Raw genomic sequence first — 19,604 nt, 5'->3', positions numbered from 1 at the left:
GGTAATGCCGATCATCTTCCACTTATAGTGATGTCAATACTTTTCGGTTAAGGCCAAAAACAGGTAGATTGAGAGTTGTAGTTAAAAATGCACACAGCTAATGCAACTCAAGAAATTTTCGTTGGTATCACTTTTAATAGAATCAGGGGAAGTGCTAAAAGCGATAGAAATAGCGATACCGAGGAAGCAATTGAGCAAGTATTAGAGCAGACAGAGAGTAGGGAAACAAGAAAGCGGAAACTGCCATCACACTTGGTAATCTGTATGGTTATAGCGATGAATATATGGTCATCAGATTCAATGCGAACTGTCTTGAAAAATCTGGTCAAAGGGCTAAGAACTCAGTGGCTAAAATTAGGGAAATATTAGCGTATCGTGGCACTGGTACTCAACGTCAGCCACTCAATTTCTCCATTATTAATACTGCTTAATTCTTAACCGAAAAGTATTGATATTTTGACGCTGTTATTCAGTCTTGTTTCCAGAAAGATTTAAGCGGCTGGCGATGCAGCCTAAAATAGCAATATATTCAATCGCCATCAACCTATGACACCAGCAGTAGTGAAACCCTCATCCTGGCTAACGACTGGTATCCGAGTCGAAAAAGTCAATAATCTGAATCTGTTTAAATTTACAGACGAATTGGGTTTGCGGATGCAAGAACTCTTGGATAAGAAAAAAGCAGATTCTCTGACACCAGAAGAAGCAGCACAATTGGAAGCAATTGGAGAATTAGATGTAATTTTTAGCTATATCAATGCCATCATTGCATCTCAGGCATGACAATTCCTAATCATATTCAAGAGCTTGTCCGTAAACGTGCTGGCTTTCGATGTGAATACTGCCATTATCCTGAATCATTAAGCACGTCTCCTCTGACAATTGATCATATTTATCCACAATCTTTAGGTGGCTCCGATGAAGTGGATAATTTGGCTCTAGCTTGTCGTCGCTGTAACGAGCGTCATTATAATTTTACGGTGGCAATTGACCCGGAAGCTAACCAGGAAGTAATCTTATTTAATCCCCGTCAGCAACAATGGTCTGAACACTTTGTTTGGTCAGCAGATGCTACAAAAGTTATTGGTATCACACCTACAGGTCGAGCTACTTGTAATAGATTAGATTTGAACGATCAACGTCGTAGCGATCGCTTCATTCAAAAATCCCGGCAACTTTGGATAAAAGGAGGTTTTCATCCTCCCTCTGAAGATCCACAACAGGAAAAGTAGAGACTTTGCGCTGTTCAGATCCCCGACTTTTGTTAAAAGTCGGGGATCTAAGTTTAGATAAGGGTTATTGCCTCAAAATTTGGCGGCTTAAAATACTCATTACCTCACCAGGGTTGGCGGTTGGTAGCAGTGGACTCCAGTCGCCTACACTGGCATAGCCAATTACCTGCAAGTAGTGAATTGTACTGCTAACAGCTTTGGGAGAACCAATCAGTAAATGTTTAATTGGTTCTCTATGGGGAAATGTCTGTGCAGTTGCTTAGCGGGTGACAAGGCAACTCTAAGCTATACGGGACAAAACTTTGAGAAAATGGTGAGGACAAAAAATAGGGAGCATTTTTGTCGCTCCCCGCTCATAAAATGTTTCCTGTATCTTACCAAACAACCCTGCGTGCCCATCTGAATGAAAGCCAGTATCTAACCTTACAGCTTCTGTTGTTATTAATACAGGCTCATCGACAGGTAAAACTCTCCATAGAGCGCCAGTGTCTTTCCACAACCGATTCAATATCAAAGTCGAAAACGTAACTTGCAACGCTTTTTAATATTGCCTCAGATCAGCATCAAAGTCTTATGGTTTCCATTGATTAAATATTGGATTCGACAAGAGCAAACTGGAAGAGGATTAAATCGAGAGCAGCGTCGGCAATTAAAAAAACTCAAGCATCAGAAATATGGCTATTGGATCATAGCAATGGATCGAACCCAATGGAAAGGTCGTAATGTATTTATGGTGAGTATCCGGAAGGGGAACACATGCCCTTCCCTTATATTGGGAGGTCTTAGACCATGAAGGCAACAGCGATGTGAAGACCCAAAAACGTCTATTGAAAGCGGTGCTTCATCTGTTTAAAAACTATCCAGTTCTGGTGTTGGGAGACCGAGAGTTTCATAGCCCCAAATTCGCTGACTGGCTTGAATCCAAGGGTGTATATTTTGCCCTACGTCAGAAGAAAGATCTTCATTTCCAACAGGCGTGCAATCAGGAGTATCAGGTACTCAAAACTCTTGGATTTAAACCAGGAATGTCCCAATTTTATCAAGGCGTATTGTGCAATAAAGCTGATGGATTAGGACCATTTAATGTGGCCGTCTATTGGAAACGAAAATATCGTCATAAGGGACCCAAAGAACCCTGGTATATTTTGACTAATCTGCCCACTCTTCAACAAGCATTGGATGTCTATTGTTGTCGATGGGGAATCGAACAACTGTTCAAAGATTGCAAAACGGGTGGCTATAATTTAGAACAAGCAAAAGTGAATGAAACTCGGTTTTTAGCCTTAGTATTATTAATTGCCATCGCCTATAGTTTGGCAACTCTCCAAGGACAATGGCTGAAGAAATTAGGCATAGATATTTACGCCGGACGTATTAAAGAACACAAAGATACGACTCCTAGACAGAGTGAGTTCAACCTTGGACTATATGGGCAACGATGGAAATATGGGATGGAATTATGGGCCGATTGGGTACTGAATCTGATTGCGCTCAAACCTCATAAACGCCTCTATTTTCAGCGAGGCTTTTATGCTCTGTCCCTTATACAACAGGCTTTGTAGCTAGGTTGTCACCCGTTAAGGTGCAGTTGATTGATTACGGGCGGGTGTATCTAAATTTTCACCCAAGTACTGTTCTAATTTTGACTGGGCGGACTTTTGTAATTGTGCCATCATTGTATTTGTCTCCTGATATAGGGGCTAGATAAGGGCGATCGCATTCTTCTTTCCGGGATTAGGCGATCGCCTTTATCATGTCATTATATTAATGTATAATTTTATACCTGTCAATCATAAATGCAAAATTTATTGTTAATAATTCCCAAAATTTAATCTGAATAAATTAATACAAACTCCTAATTTTAAAGGCGTAATTCGTAATTAATAAATACAGAGTTTATGAATCCTATACAATCTGCTGTATATGGCTAAAAAAATTGCTAGATTTAGCAAATTTTTAGCTAATCTAGCAAACCTAAATTATTTGTAAAAAACAATATTTCTGACTTTCTAGAAGAATACCACTAGCGAATTAGGGGTCTTAGCATTACATATATTGACTCCTTAGCAATGAACCGCTAGTACAAGACTGCGTGAATCAACCACCCATTCCAAACACCGCAAAAGCCCGGAATAAAATTCTTTTGACTTTTGACTTTTGACTTTCGCGTAGCGGTACTAGCTTGGCTTCACCACTACAGAATTGCCCTCAATTTTAGCAGCGTAAGTTTTGAGTGGTTTCTCGGCTGGTCCTTTTAGCACCTTACCATCAGCTCCATATTCTGAACCATGACAGGGACAAGCGAATTTTTTGGCTTGGTCTTTCCATGCTACCGTGCAGCCTTTATGAGTACAGGTAGGGTTAACAGCAATCAAATTTTCAGATTGAGATTTACCTACTACCAAGACAGGCCCAACAGGTGAATCATTGGCAACCAACTGACCAGTCTTATCTAATTCTGCTGTAGTGCCTACCTTTTGCCAATCTCCAGATGCAGAAGATGTTGGTTTTGGTGTCGTTGTTTCCGAAGAACAAGCGGCAATTGCTATCGGTAAAGAACTTGCTATCCAGCCTAAACCTACCCAACTAATAAAGTCACGACGTTTCATAGGCTACTTTATTTCAAATAACTTTCCAGTTTGGATTAATGGCGATCGTCTTTCTCAAGGACTTTATGTAACTTCAGTAACGCAGATTATGCAGAAAATGCATCATAGTAATACATTTTTGGACATTAACCCAAAATTTCGTAGCAATTTATACGATTTTAGCGGAAATCCGCCTTTAACCTTAAGAGTATGTAAATCGTTACACTGTCAGTACCAGAACAGCGCTTACACATTTCCAAATGGATACACAGAAATATTTTTTCTGAAGCAGTAATTTCAGCACCAAATATACATTATGAATGCATTTGCCCTAGTAGACAGAAAAAATGCTCGTCGAACTACGGGTTAATTGATATTGGGCAACAACTCGCTTTGGTTCTCCGGGATTAAAAATTTGCAATGAGAGTCAGCTCATGACAGACACAGCAACTACCACTACAGCCAGCCTCAACAAGTTCGAGAAATTCAAGGCAGAAAAAGATGGACTTGCCATTAAGGAGGAAATCGAAAAATTCGCCTCCTTAGGCTGGGAAGCAATGGATGAAACAGACCGCGATCACCGACTTAAGTGGGTGGGTGTGTTTTTTCGCCCAGTCACCCCTGGTAAGTTTATGATGCGGATGCGGATACCAAATGGTATTCTCACGAGTGCCCAAATGCGTGCTTTGGCAGAAGTGGTGCAGCGTTACGGTGATGATGGCAACGCCGATATTACCACCAGGCAAAATATCCAACTGCGGGGGATCGCGATTGAAGACTTGCCTGATATCTTTAATAGATTTCATGCAGTGGGTTTAACCACAATCCAATCAGGGATGGACAACATCCGCAATATCACAGGCGACCCAATAGCGGGGTTAGATGCGGACGAGTTGTTTGATACGCGAGAGTTGGTGCAACAAATTCAGGATATGTTAACCAACAAAGGCGAAGGTAACCCAGAGTTTACTAACCTTCCACGCAAATTTAATATTGCAATTACTGGTGGACGGGACAATTCAGTTCACGCCGAAATCAACGACTTGGCTTTTGTTCCAGCCTTTAAGGCAGCAGGGGAGCAAAAACTCTTCGGTTTCAACATCCTCGTCGGTGGCTTTTTCTCTGCCAAACGTTGTGAGGCGGCGATCCCCTTGAATGCCTGGGTGCCTCCTGAAGATGTGGTTGCGGTATGTAGAGCGATTGTGGAAGTTTTTCGCGATCGCGGCTTACGTGCTAATCGCCAGAAATCTCGCTTGATGTGGTTGATTGATGAGTGGGGTTTAGAAAAATTCCGCTTGGAAGTAGAAAAGCGTTTGGGTAAGTCATTTTTACCCGCAGCACCAAAAGATGAAATCGACTGGGAAAAACGCGACCATATCGGCGTATACAAGCAAAAACAACCAGGATTAAACTACGTAGGCTTGCACATCCCTGTGGGTCGATTGTATGCGGGGGATATGTTTGAAATTTCTCGTTTGGCGGAAGTTTACGGCAGTGGAGAAATTCGGCTCACGGTTGAGCAGAACATCATTATCCCCAATATTCCTGAATCCAGATTGACAACATTGTTAGCTGAACCTTTATTAGAAAGGTTTGCTGTAGATCCTGGTTTACTGACGCGATCGCTAGTTTCTTGCACAGGCGCACAATTTTGCAACTTTGCCCTCATCGAAACCAAAAACCGTGCTCTGGCAACGATTCAAGCCTTGGAATCAGAATTAATCCTAACTCGCCCTGTACGCATTCATTGGACTGGTTGCCCTAACTCCTGTGGACAGCCACAAGTTGCAGACATCGGCTTGATGGGAACTAAAACCCGCAAGAACGGCAAAACCTTGGAAGGGGTGGACATCTATATGGGCGGTAAGGTCGGCAAAGATGCTCATTTGGGAACTTGCGTTACCAAAGGCATACCTTGCGAAGACTTGCAGCCAGTCTTACAAAATTTACTCATCCAACACTTTGGGGCAAAACTCAAGCAAGAAGCCTTGGTCACTCATTAAATAAGTAGTGAGTGGATAAAAAGCAACAACCAAAAACAGAGACAACTAAGTAACTAACAAAGGAAAAATGACAAATCTCTCGCGTAGAAAATTTATTTTCACGACCACTGCTGCGGCTGCTGCTTCTATCTTGGCTCATGGTTGCTCTTCTAGTAATTCCAATTCAGCTACAACAGGTGAACAAGCACCCTCGGCTGCCCCAGCTGCGAATGTCTCTACAGCAGCTAACGCACCCAAAATAGAAACAACCAAAGCCAAGCTAGGATTTATCCCACTCACTGACGCTGCACCTATAATCATTGCTAAAGAAAAGGGCTTCTTTGCCAAGTACGGCATGACTAATGTCGAGGTGATCAAGCAAAAATCTTGGCCTGTTACCCGTGACAACCTAAAAATCGGCTCTGCTGGTGATGGCATTGATGGCGCGCACATTCTCAGCCCTATGCCTTACCTGATGACTATCAACGATAAAGTGCCGATGTATCTCTTGGCGCGGTTAAATACCAACGGCCAGGCTATCTCGGTCGCTAATAAATTAAAAGACCTAAAAGTCGGTTTAGAAAGTAAGGGGTTGAAAGAGGCTGCTGCAAAAGCCAAAGCTGATAAAAAAGCCATGAAACTGGCAATAACTTTTCCTGGTGGCACCCACGATTTATGGATGCGTTATTGGCTAGCAGCTGGCGGGATTAATCCCGATCAAGATGTGGTTTTGGAACCTGTACCACCACCACAAATGGTGGCGAATATGAAAGTTGGTACAATCGATGCCTTTTGTGTGGGAGAGCCTTGGAATGCCCAGTTGGTAAACCAAAAATTAGGTTACTCAGCGCTAGTTACAGGTGAGTTGTGGAAAGATCATCCAGAAAAGGCCTTTGCTATGCGCAAAGATTGGGTTGATAAAAATCCCAACGCTGCACAGGCGCTATTGATGGCAGTTTTAGAAGCTCAACAGTGGTGCGATAAACCAGAAAATAAAGAGGAGATGTGCAAAATCTGCTCTGACCGTAAATACTTTAACGTTGCTGCCGCAGATATTTTAGAGAGAGCTAAGGGCAATATAGACTACGGCGATGGACGCAAGCAGCAAAACTTCAGCGATCGCATGAAGTACTGGGCAGATAATGCTTCCTATCCTTACAAGAGCCACGATACTTGGTTTTTAACTGAAGAAATTCGTTGGGGCTATCTGCCAAAAGATACCAAAGTTAAGGAAATAGTCAATCAAGTAAACAAAGAAGACTTGTGGAAACAAGCAGCTAAAGCAATTGGTGTACCTGATTCTGAAATCCCTACCAGCACTTCTCGGGGAGTTGAGACTTTCTTTGATGGGGTGAAATTTGACCCAGAGCAACCCGAAGCATATCTCAATAGTTTGAAGATTAAAAAAGTTTAATAATGGCTGCGATCGCTTCTTTTTAATTTAACTAAACTGTAACAGGAGAAAGAAGAAAATGACAGCTATTGTCGGAAGTCGTCCTACTAGAAAAAAGTCTCAAAAGGCTCTTAATAAATTAATCTGGAAAAAAATTATACCGCCATTAGTAGCATTAGCTATTTTTCTAGTGATTTGGCAACTACTTTGTTTAAATCCCAACTTTAAGTTACCTGGACCAATCGAAACATTTTCTGAAACTTGGGACCCTTTTATTATCCATCCATTTTTTGATAATGGCGAAAGTGATAAAGGTTTGGGCTGGCAAATCCTCAGTAGTTTAGGCAGGGTTGGTTTAGGCTTTTCGTTAGCGACAATTGTAGGAATTGCATTGGGAATTATTATCGGTGCAAATCAATTAGTTTATAACGCTGTCGATCCCATCTTTCAAGTATTACGAACTGTACCGCCTCTAGCATGGCTACCAATTTCGCTGGCAGCATTTCAACAAGCTAATCCATCAGCAATTTTCGTAATTTTCATTACATCGATTTGGCCGATTATTATTAACACCACAGTCGGCGTTCAACAAATTCCCCAAGACTACATTAATGTGGCTAGGGTGTTACGCCTCAAAGGCGGAAAGTATTTCTTTAAAATTGTGTTTCCTGCCACTGTTCCTTATATATTCACAGGGTTACGCATTGGCATTGGTTTATCTTGGTTAGCAATTGTCGCTGCAGAAATGTTAGTTGGTGGTGTAGGTATTGGTTCGTTTATTTGGGATGCCTACAACACAACTACAGAAACAAACCTGAGCGAGATTATTTTAGCTCTCATCTACGTTGGTTTGGTTGGCTTACTGCTAGATAGAATGGTGGGTTTTATCGCTAGCAAAGTTGTAGCAGAACAGAAGTAGTCAATAATCCAAAGTCAATAATCAAAACGAGAGTATTGACTATTTACCAATGACTGTTGACAAATGACTAAGGACTAAGGACTAATGGCTACTTTTGTAGAAGTTGATCACATTGACCGGATATTTGACCTACCAAATGGTGGCAAATATATTGCCCTGAAAAATATTGAATTGAAAATCCAACAAGGAGAATTTGTTTCCCTCATTGGACACTCCGGTTGTGGTAAATCTACTCTGCTCAATATCATCGCAGGTTTAGATAGAGCTAGTATTGGCGGTGTAACTTTGGAAGGGCGAGAAGTCAGAGATCCTAGTCCCGATCGCATGGTAGTTTTTCAAAACTACTCATTGCTTCCTTGGTTAACTGTCAGGGAAAACATCGCCCTAGCTGTAGATGAAGTCTATAAGGATCACCCCAAGGGTAAACGTCGGGAAATTATTGAAGAACACATCGACATGGTGGGGCTGCGGCTAGCAGCGAATAAACGTCCGAGTGAGTTATCTGGAGGGATGAAACAAAGGGTAGCGATCGCTCGCGCCTTGGCTACCCGTCCGAAGTTGTTACTGTTAGACGAACCTTTTGGGGCGTTGGATGCTTTAACCAGGGGGAGTTTGCAAGAACAACTGATGAAAATTTGCAACGAACACAACGTTACCTGTGTGATGGTGACACATGATGTGGACGAGGCATTATTGTTGAGCGATCGCATCGTTATGCTCACCAATGGCCCAGAAGCACACATCGGACAAATTCTCGAAGTCTCGATCCCCCGCCCTCGTCAGCGTCTAGAAGTAGTAAATCATCCCAGTTATTACAATCTGCGGAACGAAATGATTTACTTCCTTAACCAGCAAAAACAGGCTAAGAAGCGCCAGGCTGCACAGACTCAAACACCCATCATCGTCTCCCGCAACGGCTTAGAAAAGGTTAATTTAGACATTGGCTTTTTACCCCTTACCGATGCTGCACCGTTAATCGTTGCTCAAGAAAAAGGCTTCTTTGCTCAGTACGGCTTAGAACAAGTCACCCTCAGCCGCGAAACCAGTTGGAAGGAAATCGCTAAGGGTGTTGGTACTGGTAGATTAGACGCAGCCCAGATGGTCGCCGGAATGCCTCTCGCCCTGACTTTAGGCGCTGGTGGTAAACCGTCGATTCCTATAGTCAATGCCTTAAATCTTTCTCGCAACGCTAACGCCATCACTTTAAGTAAAAGATTGTATAGCCAAGGCGTGAGAAACCTAGCTGACTTGAAAACAGCAATTAACGCTTCTCCCGACCAAATTCTGACTTTGGGAATCGTGCATCCCACATCAATGCAGAACTTAATCCTGCGTTACTGGCTGGCTGCTGGTGGGATCGATCCCGACAGAGATATCAGTCTGACAGTGATCCCACCAACAGAAATGGTTTCTCAACTTAAAGCTGGCAATATTGACGGTTACTGTGCTGGCGAACCTTGGAACTACCGCGCTGTTCATGAAGATATCGGTTTTGTTGCTGCTACCGCTTTAGAAATTTGGTCAGGACAGCCGAAAAAAGTTCTGGGAGTGCGGGAAGAGTGGGCGCAGAAATATCCAGAAACTTATCTGGCTTTGGTAAAAGCACTATTAGAAGCCTGCAAATATTGCGACGACTTCCGCAACCGTGAAGAAATTGTGGAATTAATCTGTCGTCCTGAGTACCTCAATATGAATCCTGCATACGTCCGTCCTGGTTTTATCGATCCCTATGATCGCGGCGATGGTACAGAACCCCAAGAACTAGCAAGATACAACCAGTTTTATCTCAATCAAACCAACTATCCCAATCGCACTGAACTTTTGTGGATGGTAACTCAGCTAGCACGTTGGGGTTTAGTAACCTTCCCCAAAAACTGGGTGGAGGTAATTGACAGAGTTTGCCGCACAGACGTATTTGGCGCTGCTGCACGAGACCTCGGCATCCTCGATATCGGACAGGCTGACCCGATTCATTTATTTGATGGTAAAGTTTTTAACCCTTCTGAGCCAATAGAGTACCTCAAAAGCCTGGAAATCAAGCGACAGATACGTATTGAAGAGGTATTTATTTAGTCCTTGGTCATTTGTCATTTGTCATTGGTTATTTCTCCGAGTCCCTCTCTGCGTCTGTGCGCCTCTGCGTGAATAAATCCTAAATACAGCCAAGCTAAAAAATATTATGCAAATAGTCAATAGAACTAATCAAATCGAGAAATTACAAACCCAGAAAGCAGAGAATTTTCTGGTAATTGAAGGTGTAAGCAAAATTTATGCAACTCCCGAAGGTCCCTACCCAGTACTGGATGGAATTGACCTCAAAGTTCGCGAGGGTGAATTTGTCTGTTTAATTGGTCACTCTGGCTGTGGTAAATCAACTCTGCTGAATATGGTTTCTGGGTTTAACACTCCTAGCGATGGAGTGGTGTTACTGCAAGACCAACCCATCACTGAACCCGGTCCAGACCGGATGATGGTGTTCCAAAACTACTGTTTACTGCCTTGGCTGAGTGTATTTGATAATGTTTATTTGGCTGTAGATGCGGTATTTCCTAAAAAGACCGAGGCAGAAAAACGAGCCATAGTTAGAGAACATTTGGCAATGGTGGGGCTAACAGAAGCTGCTGATAAAAAACCCAGTCAGATTTCTGGAGGGATGAAGCAGCGAGTTGCGATCGCCCGCGCCCTCTCTATCCGTCCGCAAGTTCTGATTCTGGATGAACCTTTCGGTGCATTAGATGCCATCACTAAAGAGGAATTACAAGAAGAACTACTGCAAATCTGGCGGGATCATCAAGTCACCGTATTGATGATTACGCATGACATTGATGAGGCACTTTTCTTAGCCGACAGAGTTGTGATGATGACAAACGGGCCGGCTGCTCAAATTGGTGAAATCTTAGATATTCCTTTTTCTCGTCCTCGGAATCGTCGCCGCATCATGGAAGATCCTAAATACTATAACTTGCGGAACTACGCCCTAGACTTTCTCTATCGCCGCTTTGCTCAGGATGATGAGTAAAAATAATTAGCAGAATTGTTTGGCATCTAATTTTGAAAATATGATTTTTGACGCATAGCTATGATGCCATTTTTACATTTATACCAGCAAAATGTAATTGCAGATACAAATCAACTTGCTAGGTAATTCTAACTTTAGTTATTAGCAATTATTGAAACACTCCCTGGAGGCCCACTAATAAGGGAGTAAGAATTACAGTCTTAGATTCAGCACCAATAAATAACAAGAAATCTCTGATTTGAGCAGGGTAATTAAGCATTATCCCTGATGTAGATCCATGCACTTTTTGAATTGAGGAAAGTTTGAATGCTCAAGGGATTATTTTCATTCAGGGATCGCTATCGTATCCTTCATCAGACTTGGTTTGCCTTTTTTCTCACCTTTGTCTGTTGGTTTAACTTTGCTCCCTTTGCAACCACTATTGGAAAACAACTACATTTAGCACCTGAGCAAATTAAAACTTTGGGCATTTGTAACCTCGCCCTAACAATTCCCGCACGACTAATTATTGGAATGTTGCTGGATCGTTTCGGCCCCAGGATTACTTACTCAATGTTGTTAATGTTTGCTGCTGTTCCTTGTTTAGCAACAGCGCTATCCCAGGACTTTAACCAACTAGTTATCAGTCGTCTGTTAATGGGAATTGTTGGTTCTGGATTCGTTGTTGGTATCCGCATGGTAGCCGAATGGTTTCCGCCAAAACAGATGGGAAGTGCCCAAGGTATTTATGGCGGTTGGGGTAACTTTGGTGCTTTTGGTGCAGAGTTTGCTCTACCAATGATTGCCGTCGCTACAAGCTTTTTAGCTGGTGGTGCTTCCAACTGGCGGTTGGCGATCGCACTTACAGGTATCATTGCTGCTATCTACGGCGTGATTTATTACAACAGCGTCCAAGATACGCCTACTGGCAAAATCTACAAGAAACCTAAGAAAAATGGCGCTTTAGAAGTCACTAGCGTTAAAAGCTTCTGGGCAATGATTCTTTCCAATTTTGGATTAATTTTTGCCTTAGGTTTATTAGCTTGGCGTTTAGAACAAAAGAATATTCACTTCCTCAATCAAACCCAAATGTATTTTACCTGGGCGGCGTTGGCAGGATTGTTTGCTTACCAAACCTATAAAGCTTATCAAGTTAACAAAGAATTACTGATTGGGAAGAAAACTTACCCACTTGCACAGCGTTATCAGTTTAGTCAAGTTGCTTTACTCGAATTCACTTACGTCACTAATTTTGGTAGCGAGTTAGCAGCAGTTTCTATGCTCCCGGCTTTCTTTGAAAAAACCTTCGGTTTAGAGCATGTAGTAGCTGGGATGATCGCCGCCACCTACCCCTTCTTAAACTTAATCTCTCGCCCCAGTGGTGGCTTAATTTCTGATAAATTTGGCTCGCGCAAATGGACAATGACAATTATCAGTGCAGGTATTGGTGTTGGCTATTTAATGGCACATTTTATTAATAGTAGCTGGCCAATTCCCTTAGCGATCGCAGTCACTATGTTTGCTGCTTACTTTGCCCAAGCTGGCTGCGGTGCAACCTACGGTATTGTACCCCTCATTAAAAAAGAAGCTACTGGACAAATAGCAGGCAATGTGGGAGCTTACGGTAATTTTGGTGGTGTAGTATATCTAACAATTTTCAGCTTAACTGATGCATCAACACTCTTTAGCACAATGGGTGTAGCAGCTATAATTTGCGCTTTTATGTGTGGTTTCTTCCTCAAAGAACCGAAAGGATCTTTTGCAGGCGCACCTGAAGATGAATTATCAGAAACGGTAACACAAAAGCCTTCTGTTCTAGCTGAAGAATAATTTTATGAAAATGAAACCACAGATAAACACTGTTGAGTTGTCTGTGGTTTTAATTCCCTCAATATCGGATTGATGTGCACCATACGCATTTTTCCAACTGGCGCTGCGGTCGGTGTTGCAAAATCCACAATAGGATAATTGCCATGAGTGAATTTACCAAAACCCAATGTCCTTACTGTGGTGTTGGCTGTGGGCTAGAAGTTTCGCCCCCAGCCCAATACGGCAAAGCGACTCATCGGGATAGTCAAGGAACTCCAATTTGGCGGGTGCGTGGCGACAAAGCTCACCCATCTAGTCAAGGTATGGTTTGTGTTAAAGGTGCAACAATCGCTGAGTCTTTAGATAAAAACAGACTGCATTACCCAATGGTTAGGGACTCTTTAGATCAAGAGTTCCGACGGGTGAGTTGGGATGAAGCTTTTGATCTGATCGCCAAGCGCCTTCAAACAGTGCGTTTCACCCAGGGACCAGAAGCTATATGTATGTATGGTTCTGGACAGTTTCAAACCGAGGATTATTACATTGCCCAGAAACTCATGAAAGGTTGTCTGGGCAGTAATAATTTCGATGCCAATTCACGTTTATGTATGTCTAGCGCTGTATCTGGGTATATTCAAAGCTTTGGCTCAGATGGTCCCCCTTGTTGTTATGAAGATTTAGAGTTAACCGACTGTGCATTTTTAATTGGTACAAATACAGCTGAATGTCACCCGATAATTTTCAATCGCTTGGCAAAGTACCACAAAAAAAATCGCAAAGTCAAAATGGTTGTGGTTGATCCCCGACGCACACCAACCGCAGAAGCAGCTGATTTGCACTTAGCCATACGTCCAGGTACAGATATCGATTTGTTGAATGGGATTGCTTACCTGTTGATGCGCTGGAACTATATTGAGCCTAGCTTCATTGAAGACTGTACCAGCAACTTTCCCGCCTATGCAGAAGTGCTTCGCCATTATGCTCCAGATATAGTGGCGAATCGTTGTGGAATCAGCGTTGCAGATTTAGAAACAGCAGCCCGCTATTGGGGTCAATCACAGAGGGTGTTGTCTCTATGGTCAATGGGTGTGAATCAGTCTAGTGAAGGTACTGCTAAGGTAAGAACGATAATTAACCTGCACCTGATGACCGGACAGATTGGTAAGCCGGGAGCAGGGCCTTTTTCTTTAACCGGTCAACCGAATGCGATGGGAGGAAGGGAAGCTGGGGGTTTAGCGCACTTATTACCTGGTTATCGTTTGGTGAAAAATCCTCAGCACCGCGCTGAAGTTGAAGATTTTTGGGGATTAAAGCCAGGACAAATTTCACCTAATCCTGGGTTAACGGCTTGGGATATGATTACTGGCTTAGAAGATGGCGCAGTTGGTTTACTATGGATAGCCGCCACAAACCCAGCCGTTAGTATGCCTGATTTGGAGCGGACTAAGAAGGCATTATTGCGATCGCCCTTCACTATATATCAAGATGCCTACTACCCAACAGAAACCGCTGCTTACGCCCACGTCCTTTTACCTGCTGCTCAGTGGGGTGAAAAAACTGGGGTGATGACGAATTCCGAGCGCACAGTCACCCTCTGTCAAGCATTCCGTGAACCACCAAGAGAAGCGAAACCAGATTGGGAAATTTTTGCCGAAGTTGGTCGGAGATTGGGTTTTGTGAAAGAATTTGCCTTTACCAACTCCGCAGAAGTTTATGCTGAATTTGTGCAATTAACTCGTCACCGCCCTTGCAACATGACTGGTATTAGTCATGAGAAATTACAAGCACAAGGCCCCACCCAATGGCCTCATCCAGAACAGAACACGGGGACGCGGGAACACGCATCTTCCCCTTCAGGAAAGCGCCTCTACACCGATCTCCGCTTTCCTACACCTGATGGTCGGGCGCGGTTTGGAGCCTATCACTCACGAGGATTGGCAGAACCTCCAGATCCGAATTATCCTTTTGTGCTAACGACTGGGCGGTTGTACGGACATTGGCACACCCAAACGCGTACTGGTAGAGTTGAAAAAATTCGGCAAATGCACCCCGAACCATTTATCGAGATTCATCCCCGTGATGCTGCTAGGTTGAATATTACAGATAATCAGTGGCTAGAAGTGCGATCGCGTCGAGGTAAAGCGAAATTTCCGGCAAAAGTCACAAAAGCGATCGCACCTGGTACAGTTTTCGTTCCCATGCATTGGGGTGCGCTGTGGGCAAACGAGGCTGAAGCTAATGCCCTCACCCATCCAGAATCTTGCCCCGATTCATTGCAACCAGAATTAAAAGCTTGTGCTGTACAACTGATACCAATTTCTGCGGAAGTTACACTCAAAAATTATCAACTCCAATCCTCACAATGGTAAGCTGCTAAGTAGATTACTAAACAGTAAATTGAAAATTTAACCCATAGTTAATAGTCAATAGTGACGATTATTTTTTCTAATCCTATAGATTTATCTATGGGATTTTTAATGTATGTTTTGACTGTTGACTTTGGGCTATAAAATAGGGTGCAGCAAATGAGAAAGCTATTCAGACGAATGATAGATACCACTAAAGATGAGCAATTTATGCACCTCATTGAAAAAGTAGAGGTGATAGTTTCTAAGGTACTATCTTTGTTTATGGTATTGGTAATTTTGGTTGCAATTTGGGATCTAGGTGTCTTTCTGCTCAGAGAATTATTTACCGCACCATACGGAAAATTTAATAGTATATTATTTAAAGTTTTTGGTTTATTCTTAAACATTTTAATTGCTTTGGAAATTTTAGAAAATATTACTGCTTACCTGCGAAAACACGTTGTTCAAGTTGAATTAGTTATTGTTACCTCTTTAATTGCTGTCGCCAGAAAAATTATCATTCTTGATTTAGAAAAGGTGTCAGGAATTGATATCATTGGTTTAGGAATTGCAATTTTAGCTTTATCAATTAGTTATTTAATAATTCGTTTTAGTAATTCGCGAAATTAGCATTAACCATCTAGCAAATTTTGGATTTTCAACTTGCATTTGTCAGCCCAAAAATTTGAGATTACTATTCTATTAAATTAATGATTATGGCAATCTTTTTTGAATTCGAGGCAGATTTCGTTGAATCCCTGCGTTGCATACCCATGCAAGTACGCTATAAACTAGATACCAGTGGTATCAAGCTCAAATTGTCTGATTGGCATCAAATGTCTCAAGCTGAACGTGAAGCGTTAGTTGAATTACCTTGCAATACGGAAACGGAAATTCAATCTTATCGACAACATCTCGAACATCTGATTTTAAACCACACAAGTATACCAGCAAAACAATTGCCGATTGATGCCAATCCTGCATGGATGGACTCTAATAATATTCCAGTTACAGTTCAAGAACAAGCTCAAGAACTAGGTATAACTATCACAACTCAACAATGGCAATCGTTAACTTCTTTACAGCGGTTTGCACTAATTAAACTCAGCCGTTCAGGACATGAAAATAAAAACTTTCCCAAAGCAATGGCAGAATTTAACCTGCTTTAAACTGCTAGGTTAAACTAAGGTACATTTCGTTTGCACAATCAATCAGCTGTTTCACTGCATATCCCGTTTTTGGCGTCTGGTTTGTCTCACTTCAAGAAAGTCAATTACGGGACAATCTCATAACCAAGCATAAAAAAGCAGTCTTCCCAACACCTCTATATCCTTACACCCTTTCTCAAGACAACCGCTTTCTGAGGCTAGCCTACAAGCTGAGTAAGTAAGCTAATCTGCCTTTAAGTTGCATAATCCTTAGCCTCAGAAAGACGCGACGACGCGGAGAAAGGAAGACGCGGAGATGCAATTTTAATGATTATTGGCTTATCAGCAATGTGCGAACCAATATAAATTATATAAAATATCTGACAAAAGACAATTAATAAATCTATATTTTTTGGTATCTAAATAAATGTGGTCAAGACTACTAAATTATGTAATTAATTAACGTACATTAAATTTGCACTAGTACAGCCCAGCAAAAATAAAGACCCCATTAAAAACAGTGCAAGACTAAAATAAAAGTTTTTTGACTTCTTCCTTCTTGATTGACTCGGCAGCAGTACCAATACAATCCAGTGGAATCAAGATATCATTCAAACCTTGCCAGCAGCAGATCGCACAATTTTAATTTTTAGGTAGCGAATTTCGGATTCTTAAGCAGAGAGTAAAGCTATAGTGTATTTAGCCATGCCGCAGTTACAGCAGTCCGAAATAGTATATGAACAAGTCTAAAGTCGAAATCCAGGTACGGCAGATAACTTTTGTGCACCACCCAAAAGAGATTGCTGTAAATTGGCTAAGCTTAAGTTCTAATGCCAAAGTATTTTAAGAATTAATTGAGAAACGCACTCTAACTCGATGACAGGCAAAAACGCAAGACATAATGCATTTCTGCGGCTAGTGTCTGGTAATGGAGCACCTTTTAGGTCAGAATTCCGCTACTCGCTGCTCCCCAGTAAAGAGATGATAATTGGACGCGACCCCAGCTGCCAAATTGTCTTGGATGCCATGATGTACCGGATGGTATCTCGTCGTCATGCTGTGGTTCGTCCCCTCTCTTCATCTCCAGATAACAAATTCAGCTGGCTCATTTGTGATTTGAATAGTGCTAATGGCACTTATTTAAATGGACATCGCTTGCAAGGTTGTCAGGAATTACACGCAGGCGATCGCATTTCTCTGGGTGCTGATGGACCGCAATTTGTGTTTGAGCATGAATATGTCTCCCAAGCTACGATCATGACTAGGCCAGCCACACCGCTTCCGTCTGCTGGAAGCTACCAAGGTCAATCTAAATCTGATTCGGTGAGCTTTACCCAACTATTCCCGATTATTTCCACTGGTAAAGATTTAACTCGGAAAGCTTACTTAGTACCGGGAATTCTTACAGTAGTCTTTGTGGTATTGATGTTTGCTACGGTAGGTCAGCCACAAGCCAATCAAGTGATTGTAGCGAGTTATATAGCATTCGCTGCCTATTATTTTGTTTACCAACTTTGCGGCAAACAGAAGCCTTGGTGGGTGCTTGTGTCCGTAGCATTGGGTACGGCACTAATTTTGAAAAGTCCCTTATTAGATTTCTTTATTTTCGTTTTTCGCGGGATTTTGCCTGGGAACTTACCTTCATCTCAAGATTCGATTACCTTCACCGAATTGTTAGTACGGATGTTTTTTGGTGCTGGGTTGATGGAGGAATTACTTAAGGCATTACCTGTATTGGTAGCACTGATATTAGGTATGACTTTACCTTCGCCTTGGCGAGAACGTATAGGTATCTGGGAACCGCTAGATGGCATTCTTTTGGGAACTGCTTCTGCTGTAGGTTTTACTCTATTGGAAACTCTTGGACAATATGTGCCAGTTATTACTCAAAATGTTGCTCAACAGGCAGGGGTAGGGACTGGGCAACTGGTGGGTTTGCAATTACTAATTCCACGCATTTTAGGCTCTGTAGCAGGACACATGGCTTACAGTGGCTATCTGGGGTATTTTATCGGCTTGGCTGTGCTCAAACCGCGTCTGATTTGGCAAATTCTTCCGATTGGTTATGTTAGCGCTGCTGCACTCCATGCTTTGTGGAATGCCACTGGTTCTATTAATGCCTTGCTGTTGGTGGTTGTTGGGGTATTATCTTATGCCTTTTTGATGGCGGCAATTCTCAAGGCACGTGCTCTGTCACCAACGCGATCGCAGAATTTTGCTACTCGCTTTCTTGGCCCCAAGTAAATGATGAAGAGCAAGGGGGACAAGGAAAAATAACTAATGACCCTTAACTGTTGACTGTTGACACTCGAATATTTTCAAATAAATTTTTATGTCTTGGGATAGATAGCGCTGCTTTGTGAATCAGCCTATAGTCTGAATCATGGTGGTTTAACCATGCTTAGCAATCACAAGCAATAAATTATCAGACCCGCAATACAAGCGCCGAGTGCGGGCAAAGCTAAAACTAGCCTGAAGTATCTCCGGATTAAGAGATATAAGGCAACTAAATTTAGGATTCTGACTGAAAGCTATTGAGTTGAGTGAGAGCGTAGTAAGAAATCGCTAAACTAACCTTTGCTTGCTCGACTTCCGATAAAGCTGTCCATTCCCGATTGCCAAACTTAGTCATTACAGCCTGTGGGTTTTGTGGTTCGCCACTGCGCATAGCGTAAGCATAAGGACGAGCTAAAACTAAGAGGTCTTCTGCTCCCCAAGTAGGTAGTACATCTTGAACACACTGAACTAATTGCTCGCCAATTGACTGTTGGGAAATAAAAATCTCAGTAGCTTTCTGGGCAATCCTATTTAGCCAGCCTTGAGGTACTGCTGAAGCAAAAGCAGCTTGTAAAGCTTCTTGAAGATTTTCCATCATCATCCGGCTGCTATGAGTCTTGGAATCTGAAGCATTGGCAGTTTCAGGCCAAAGTGCATCAAGTTGGCTATAAAAATCTTGCGATCGCCTTGTAATTTCTTCTTCTGCCCATAAATCATCGCTATGGAACTGCTGTTCTAATTGATCAAAATAAGCTTCTGATTCCGCATCAGCAGGATTCCAGGGATAACTTGCATCTTCAGGTTCTAGTAACGCTGCGAGAAAATCTAATTCCACTTGAGATGGTGAAGAACTGAAAGTATCTGAATTGTTAATTTTGTTAATCATTTGTCGCCTCCCGATTGATTATTT

14 protein-coding genes and 2 pseudogenes are annotated in these 19,604 nt (G+C 42.3%); 14 read left to right on the top strand and 2 right to left on the bottom strand.

Annotated elements, in window-relative coordinates; genetic code table 11:
- Positions 1-189: 189 nt before the first annotated feature.
- The 4 genes and pseudogenes from BV375_RS03935 to BV375_RS03920 form a co-directional block, all read left to right on the top strand.
- Positions 190-366: pseudogene (locus tag BV375_RS03935) on the top strand (transposase domain-containing protein); the annotation flags it as partial.
- Positions 367-546: 180 nt separating this feature from the next.
- Entirely contained in the window at positions 547-783 is a 237-nt protein-coding gene (locus tag BV375_RS03930; protein ID WP_086757480.1) for a hypothetical protein, read from the top strand.
- Positions 780-1,232 (top strand): HNH endonuclease, encoded by a 453-nt coding sequence (locus BV375_RS03925; RefSeq protein WP_086757475.1) that lies wholly within the window; start codon positions 780-782, stop codon positions 1,230-1,232. The genes BV375_RS03930 and BV375_RS03925 overlap by 4 nt, the downstream gene beginning before the upstream one ends.
- Positions 1,233-1,592: 360 nt before the next feature.
- Positions 1,593-2,794: pseudogene (locus BV375_RS03920) on the top strand (IS4 family transposase).
- Positions 2,795-3,409: 615 nt separating this feature from the next.
- On the opposite strand, the gene BV375_RS03915 reads toward BV375_RS03920, so the two are convergent.
- Positions 3,410-3,841, bottom strand: coding sequence for a ubiquinol-cytochrome c reductase iron-sulfur subunit (locus tag BV375_RS03915; protein WP_086757474.1), 432 nt, complete (start codon positions 3,839-3,841; stop codon positions 3,410-3,412).
- Between the two features lie 413 nt (positions 3,842-4,254).
- Here BV375_RS03915 and BV375_RS03910 point away from each other — a divergent pair, with 413 nt between their 5' ends.
- The 10 genes from BV375_RS03910 (at position 4,255) to BV375_RS03865 (ending at position 18,661) form a co-directional block, all read left to right on the top strand.
- A complete protein-coding gene (locus BV375_RS03910) occupies positions 4,255-5,823 on the top strand; it encodes a ferredoxin--nitrite reductase (RefSeq protein WP_086757471.1) in 1,569 nt (522 codons plus the stop codon).
- Between the two features lie 67 nt (positions 5,824-5,890).
- Entirely contained in the window at positions 5,891-7,216 is a 1,326-nt protein-coding gene (locus BV375_RS03905) for a CmpA/NrtA family ABC transporter substrate-binding protein (RefSeq protein WP_086757469.1), read from the top strand.
- A gap of 58 nt (positions 7,217-7,274) precedes the next feature.
- Positions 7,275-8,114 (top strand): nitrate ABC transporter permease, encoded by an 840-nt coding sequence (gene ntrB, locus BV375_RS03900; RefSeq protein ID WP_086757467.1) that lies wholly within the window; start codon positions 7,275-7,277, stop codon positions 8,112-8,114.
- An 84-nt stretch (positions 8,115-8,198) separates the two neighbouring features.
- Positions 8,199-10,187 carry a nitrate ABC transporter ATP-binding protein gene (locus BV375_RS03895; RefSeq protein ID WP_086757465.1) on the top strand — a complete coding sequence of 663 codons (1,989 nt, stop codon included), beginning with the start codon at positions 8,199-8,201 and terminating at the stop codon, positions 10,185-10,187.
- 106 nt (positions 10,188-10,293) lie between these two features.
- A complete protein-coding gene (locus BV375_RS03890; protein ID WP_086757463.1) occupies positions 10,294-11,133 on the top strand; it encodes a nitrate ABC transporter ATP-binding protein in 840 nt (279 codons plus the stop codon).
- A gap of 306 nt (positions 11,134-11,439) precedes the next feature.
- A complete protein-coding gene (locus BV375_RS03885) occupies positions 11,440-12,942 on the top strand; it encodes a NarK family nitrate/nitrite MFS transporter (RefSeq protein WP_086757460.1) in 1,503 nt (500 codons plus the stop codon).
- A gap of 143 nt (positions 12,943-13,085) precedes the next feature.
- A complete protein-coding gene (locus BV375_RS03880) occupies positions 13,086-15,290 on the top strand; it encodes a nitrate reductase (RefSeq protein WP_086757458.1) in 2,205 nt (734 codons plus the stop codon).
- Between the two features lie 156 nt (positions 15,291-15,446).
- Positions 15,447-15,899, top strand: coding sequence for a phosphate-starvation-inducible PsiE family protein (locus BV375_RS03875; RefSeq protein WP_086757456.1), 453 nt, complete (start codon positions 15,447-15,449; stop codon positions 15,897-15,899).
- 86 nt (positions 15,900-15,985) lie between these two features.
- Entirely contained in the window at positions 15,986-16,438 is a 453-nt protein-coding gene (locus tag BV375_RS03870) for a nitrate reductase associated protein (RefSeq protein WP_086757617.1), read from the top strand.
- Between the two features lie 855 nt (positions 16,439-17,293).
- On the top strand, positions 17,294-18,661 hold the full coding sequence (locus BV375_RS03865) for a PrsW family glutamic-type intramembrane protease (protein ID WP_086757454.1): 1,368 nt from the start codon (positions 17,294-17,296) through the stop codon (positions 18,659-18,661).
- A 268-nt stretch (positions 18,662-18,929) separates the two neighbouring features.
- Here the strand turns inward: BV375_RS03865 and BV375_RS03860 are convergent, their stop codons facing one another.
- Positions 18,930-19,580, bottom strand: coding sequence for a hypothetical protein (locus BV375_RS03860; RefSeq protein WP_086757452.1), 651 nt, complete (start codon positions 19,578-19,580; stop codon positions 18,930-18,932).
- Positions 19,581-19,604: the final 24 nt, after the last annotated feature.

Origin of the sequence: Nostoc sp. 106C, from assembly GCF_002154725.1 — a bacterium.
Taxonomy (GTDB): domain Bacteria; phylum Cyanobacteriota; class Cyanobacteriia; order Cyanobacteriales; family Nostocaceae; genus Aulosira.
This window is presented reverse-complemented; position numbering and strand designations above follow the sequence as displayed.

What these genes read in the sequence shown, in the direction of transcription:
- BV375_RS03930 (WP_086757480.1), top strand. Translation starts at nt 547, where the DNA reads ATGACACCAGCAGTAGTGAAACCCTCATCCTGGCTAACGACTGGTATC.
- BV375_RS03925 (WP_086757475.1), top strand. Translation starts at nt 780, where the DNA reads ATGACAATTCCTAATCATATTCAAGAGCTTGTCCGTAAACGTGCTGGC.
- BV375_RS03915 (WP_086757474.1), bottom strand. Translation starts at nt 3,841, where the DNA reads ATGAAACGTCGTGACTTTATTAGTTGGGTAGGTTTAGGCTGGATAGCA.
- BV375_RS03910 (WP_086757471.1), top strand. Translation starts at nt 4,255, where the DNA reads ATGACAGACACAGCAACTACCACTACAGCCAGCCTCAACAAGTTCGAG.
- BV375_RS03905 (WP_086757469.1), top strand. Translation starts at nt 5,891, where the DNA reads ATGACAAATCTCTCGCGTAGAAAATTTATTTTCACGACCACTGCTGCG.
- ntrB (WP_086757467.1), top strand. Translation starts at nt 7,275, where the DNA reads ATGACAGCTATTGTCGGAAGTCGTCCTACTAGAAAAAAGTCTCAAAAG.
- BV375_RS03895 (WP_086757465.1), top strand. Translation starts at nt 8,199, where the DNA reads ATGGCTACTTTTGTAGAAGTTGATCACATTGACCGGATATTTGACCTA.
- BV375_RS03890 (WP_086757463.1), top strand. Translation starts at nt 10,294, where the DNA reads ATGCAAATAGTCAATAGAACTAATCAAATCGAGAAATTACAAACCCAG.
- BV375_RS03885 (WP_086757460.1), top strand. Translation starts at nt 11,440, where the DNA reads ATGCTCAAGGGATTATTTTCATTCAGGGATCGCTATCGTATCCTTCAT.
- BV375_RS03880 (WP_086757458.1), top strand. Translation starts at nt 13,086, where the DNA reads ATGAGTGAATTTACCAAAACCCAATGTCCTTACTGTGGTGTTGGCTGT.
- BV375_RS03875 (WP_086757456.1), top strand. Translation starts at nt 15,447, where the DNA reads ATGAGAAAGCTATTCAGACGAATGATAGATACCACTAAAGATGAGCAA.
- BV375_RS03870 (WP_086757617.1), top strand. Translation starts at nt 15,986, where the DNA reads ATGGCAATCTTTTTTGAATTCGAGGCAGATTTCGTTGAATCCCTGCGT.
- BV375_RS03865 (WP_086757454.1), top strand. Translation starts at nt 17,294, where the DNA reads ATGACAGGCAAAAACGCAAGACATAATGCATTTCTGCGGCTAGTGTCT.
- BV375_RS03860 (WP_086757452.1), bottom strand. Translation starts at nt 19,580, where the DNA reads ATGATTAACAAAATTAACAATTCAGATACTTTCAGTTCTTCACCATCT.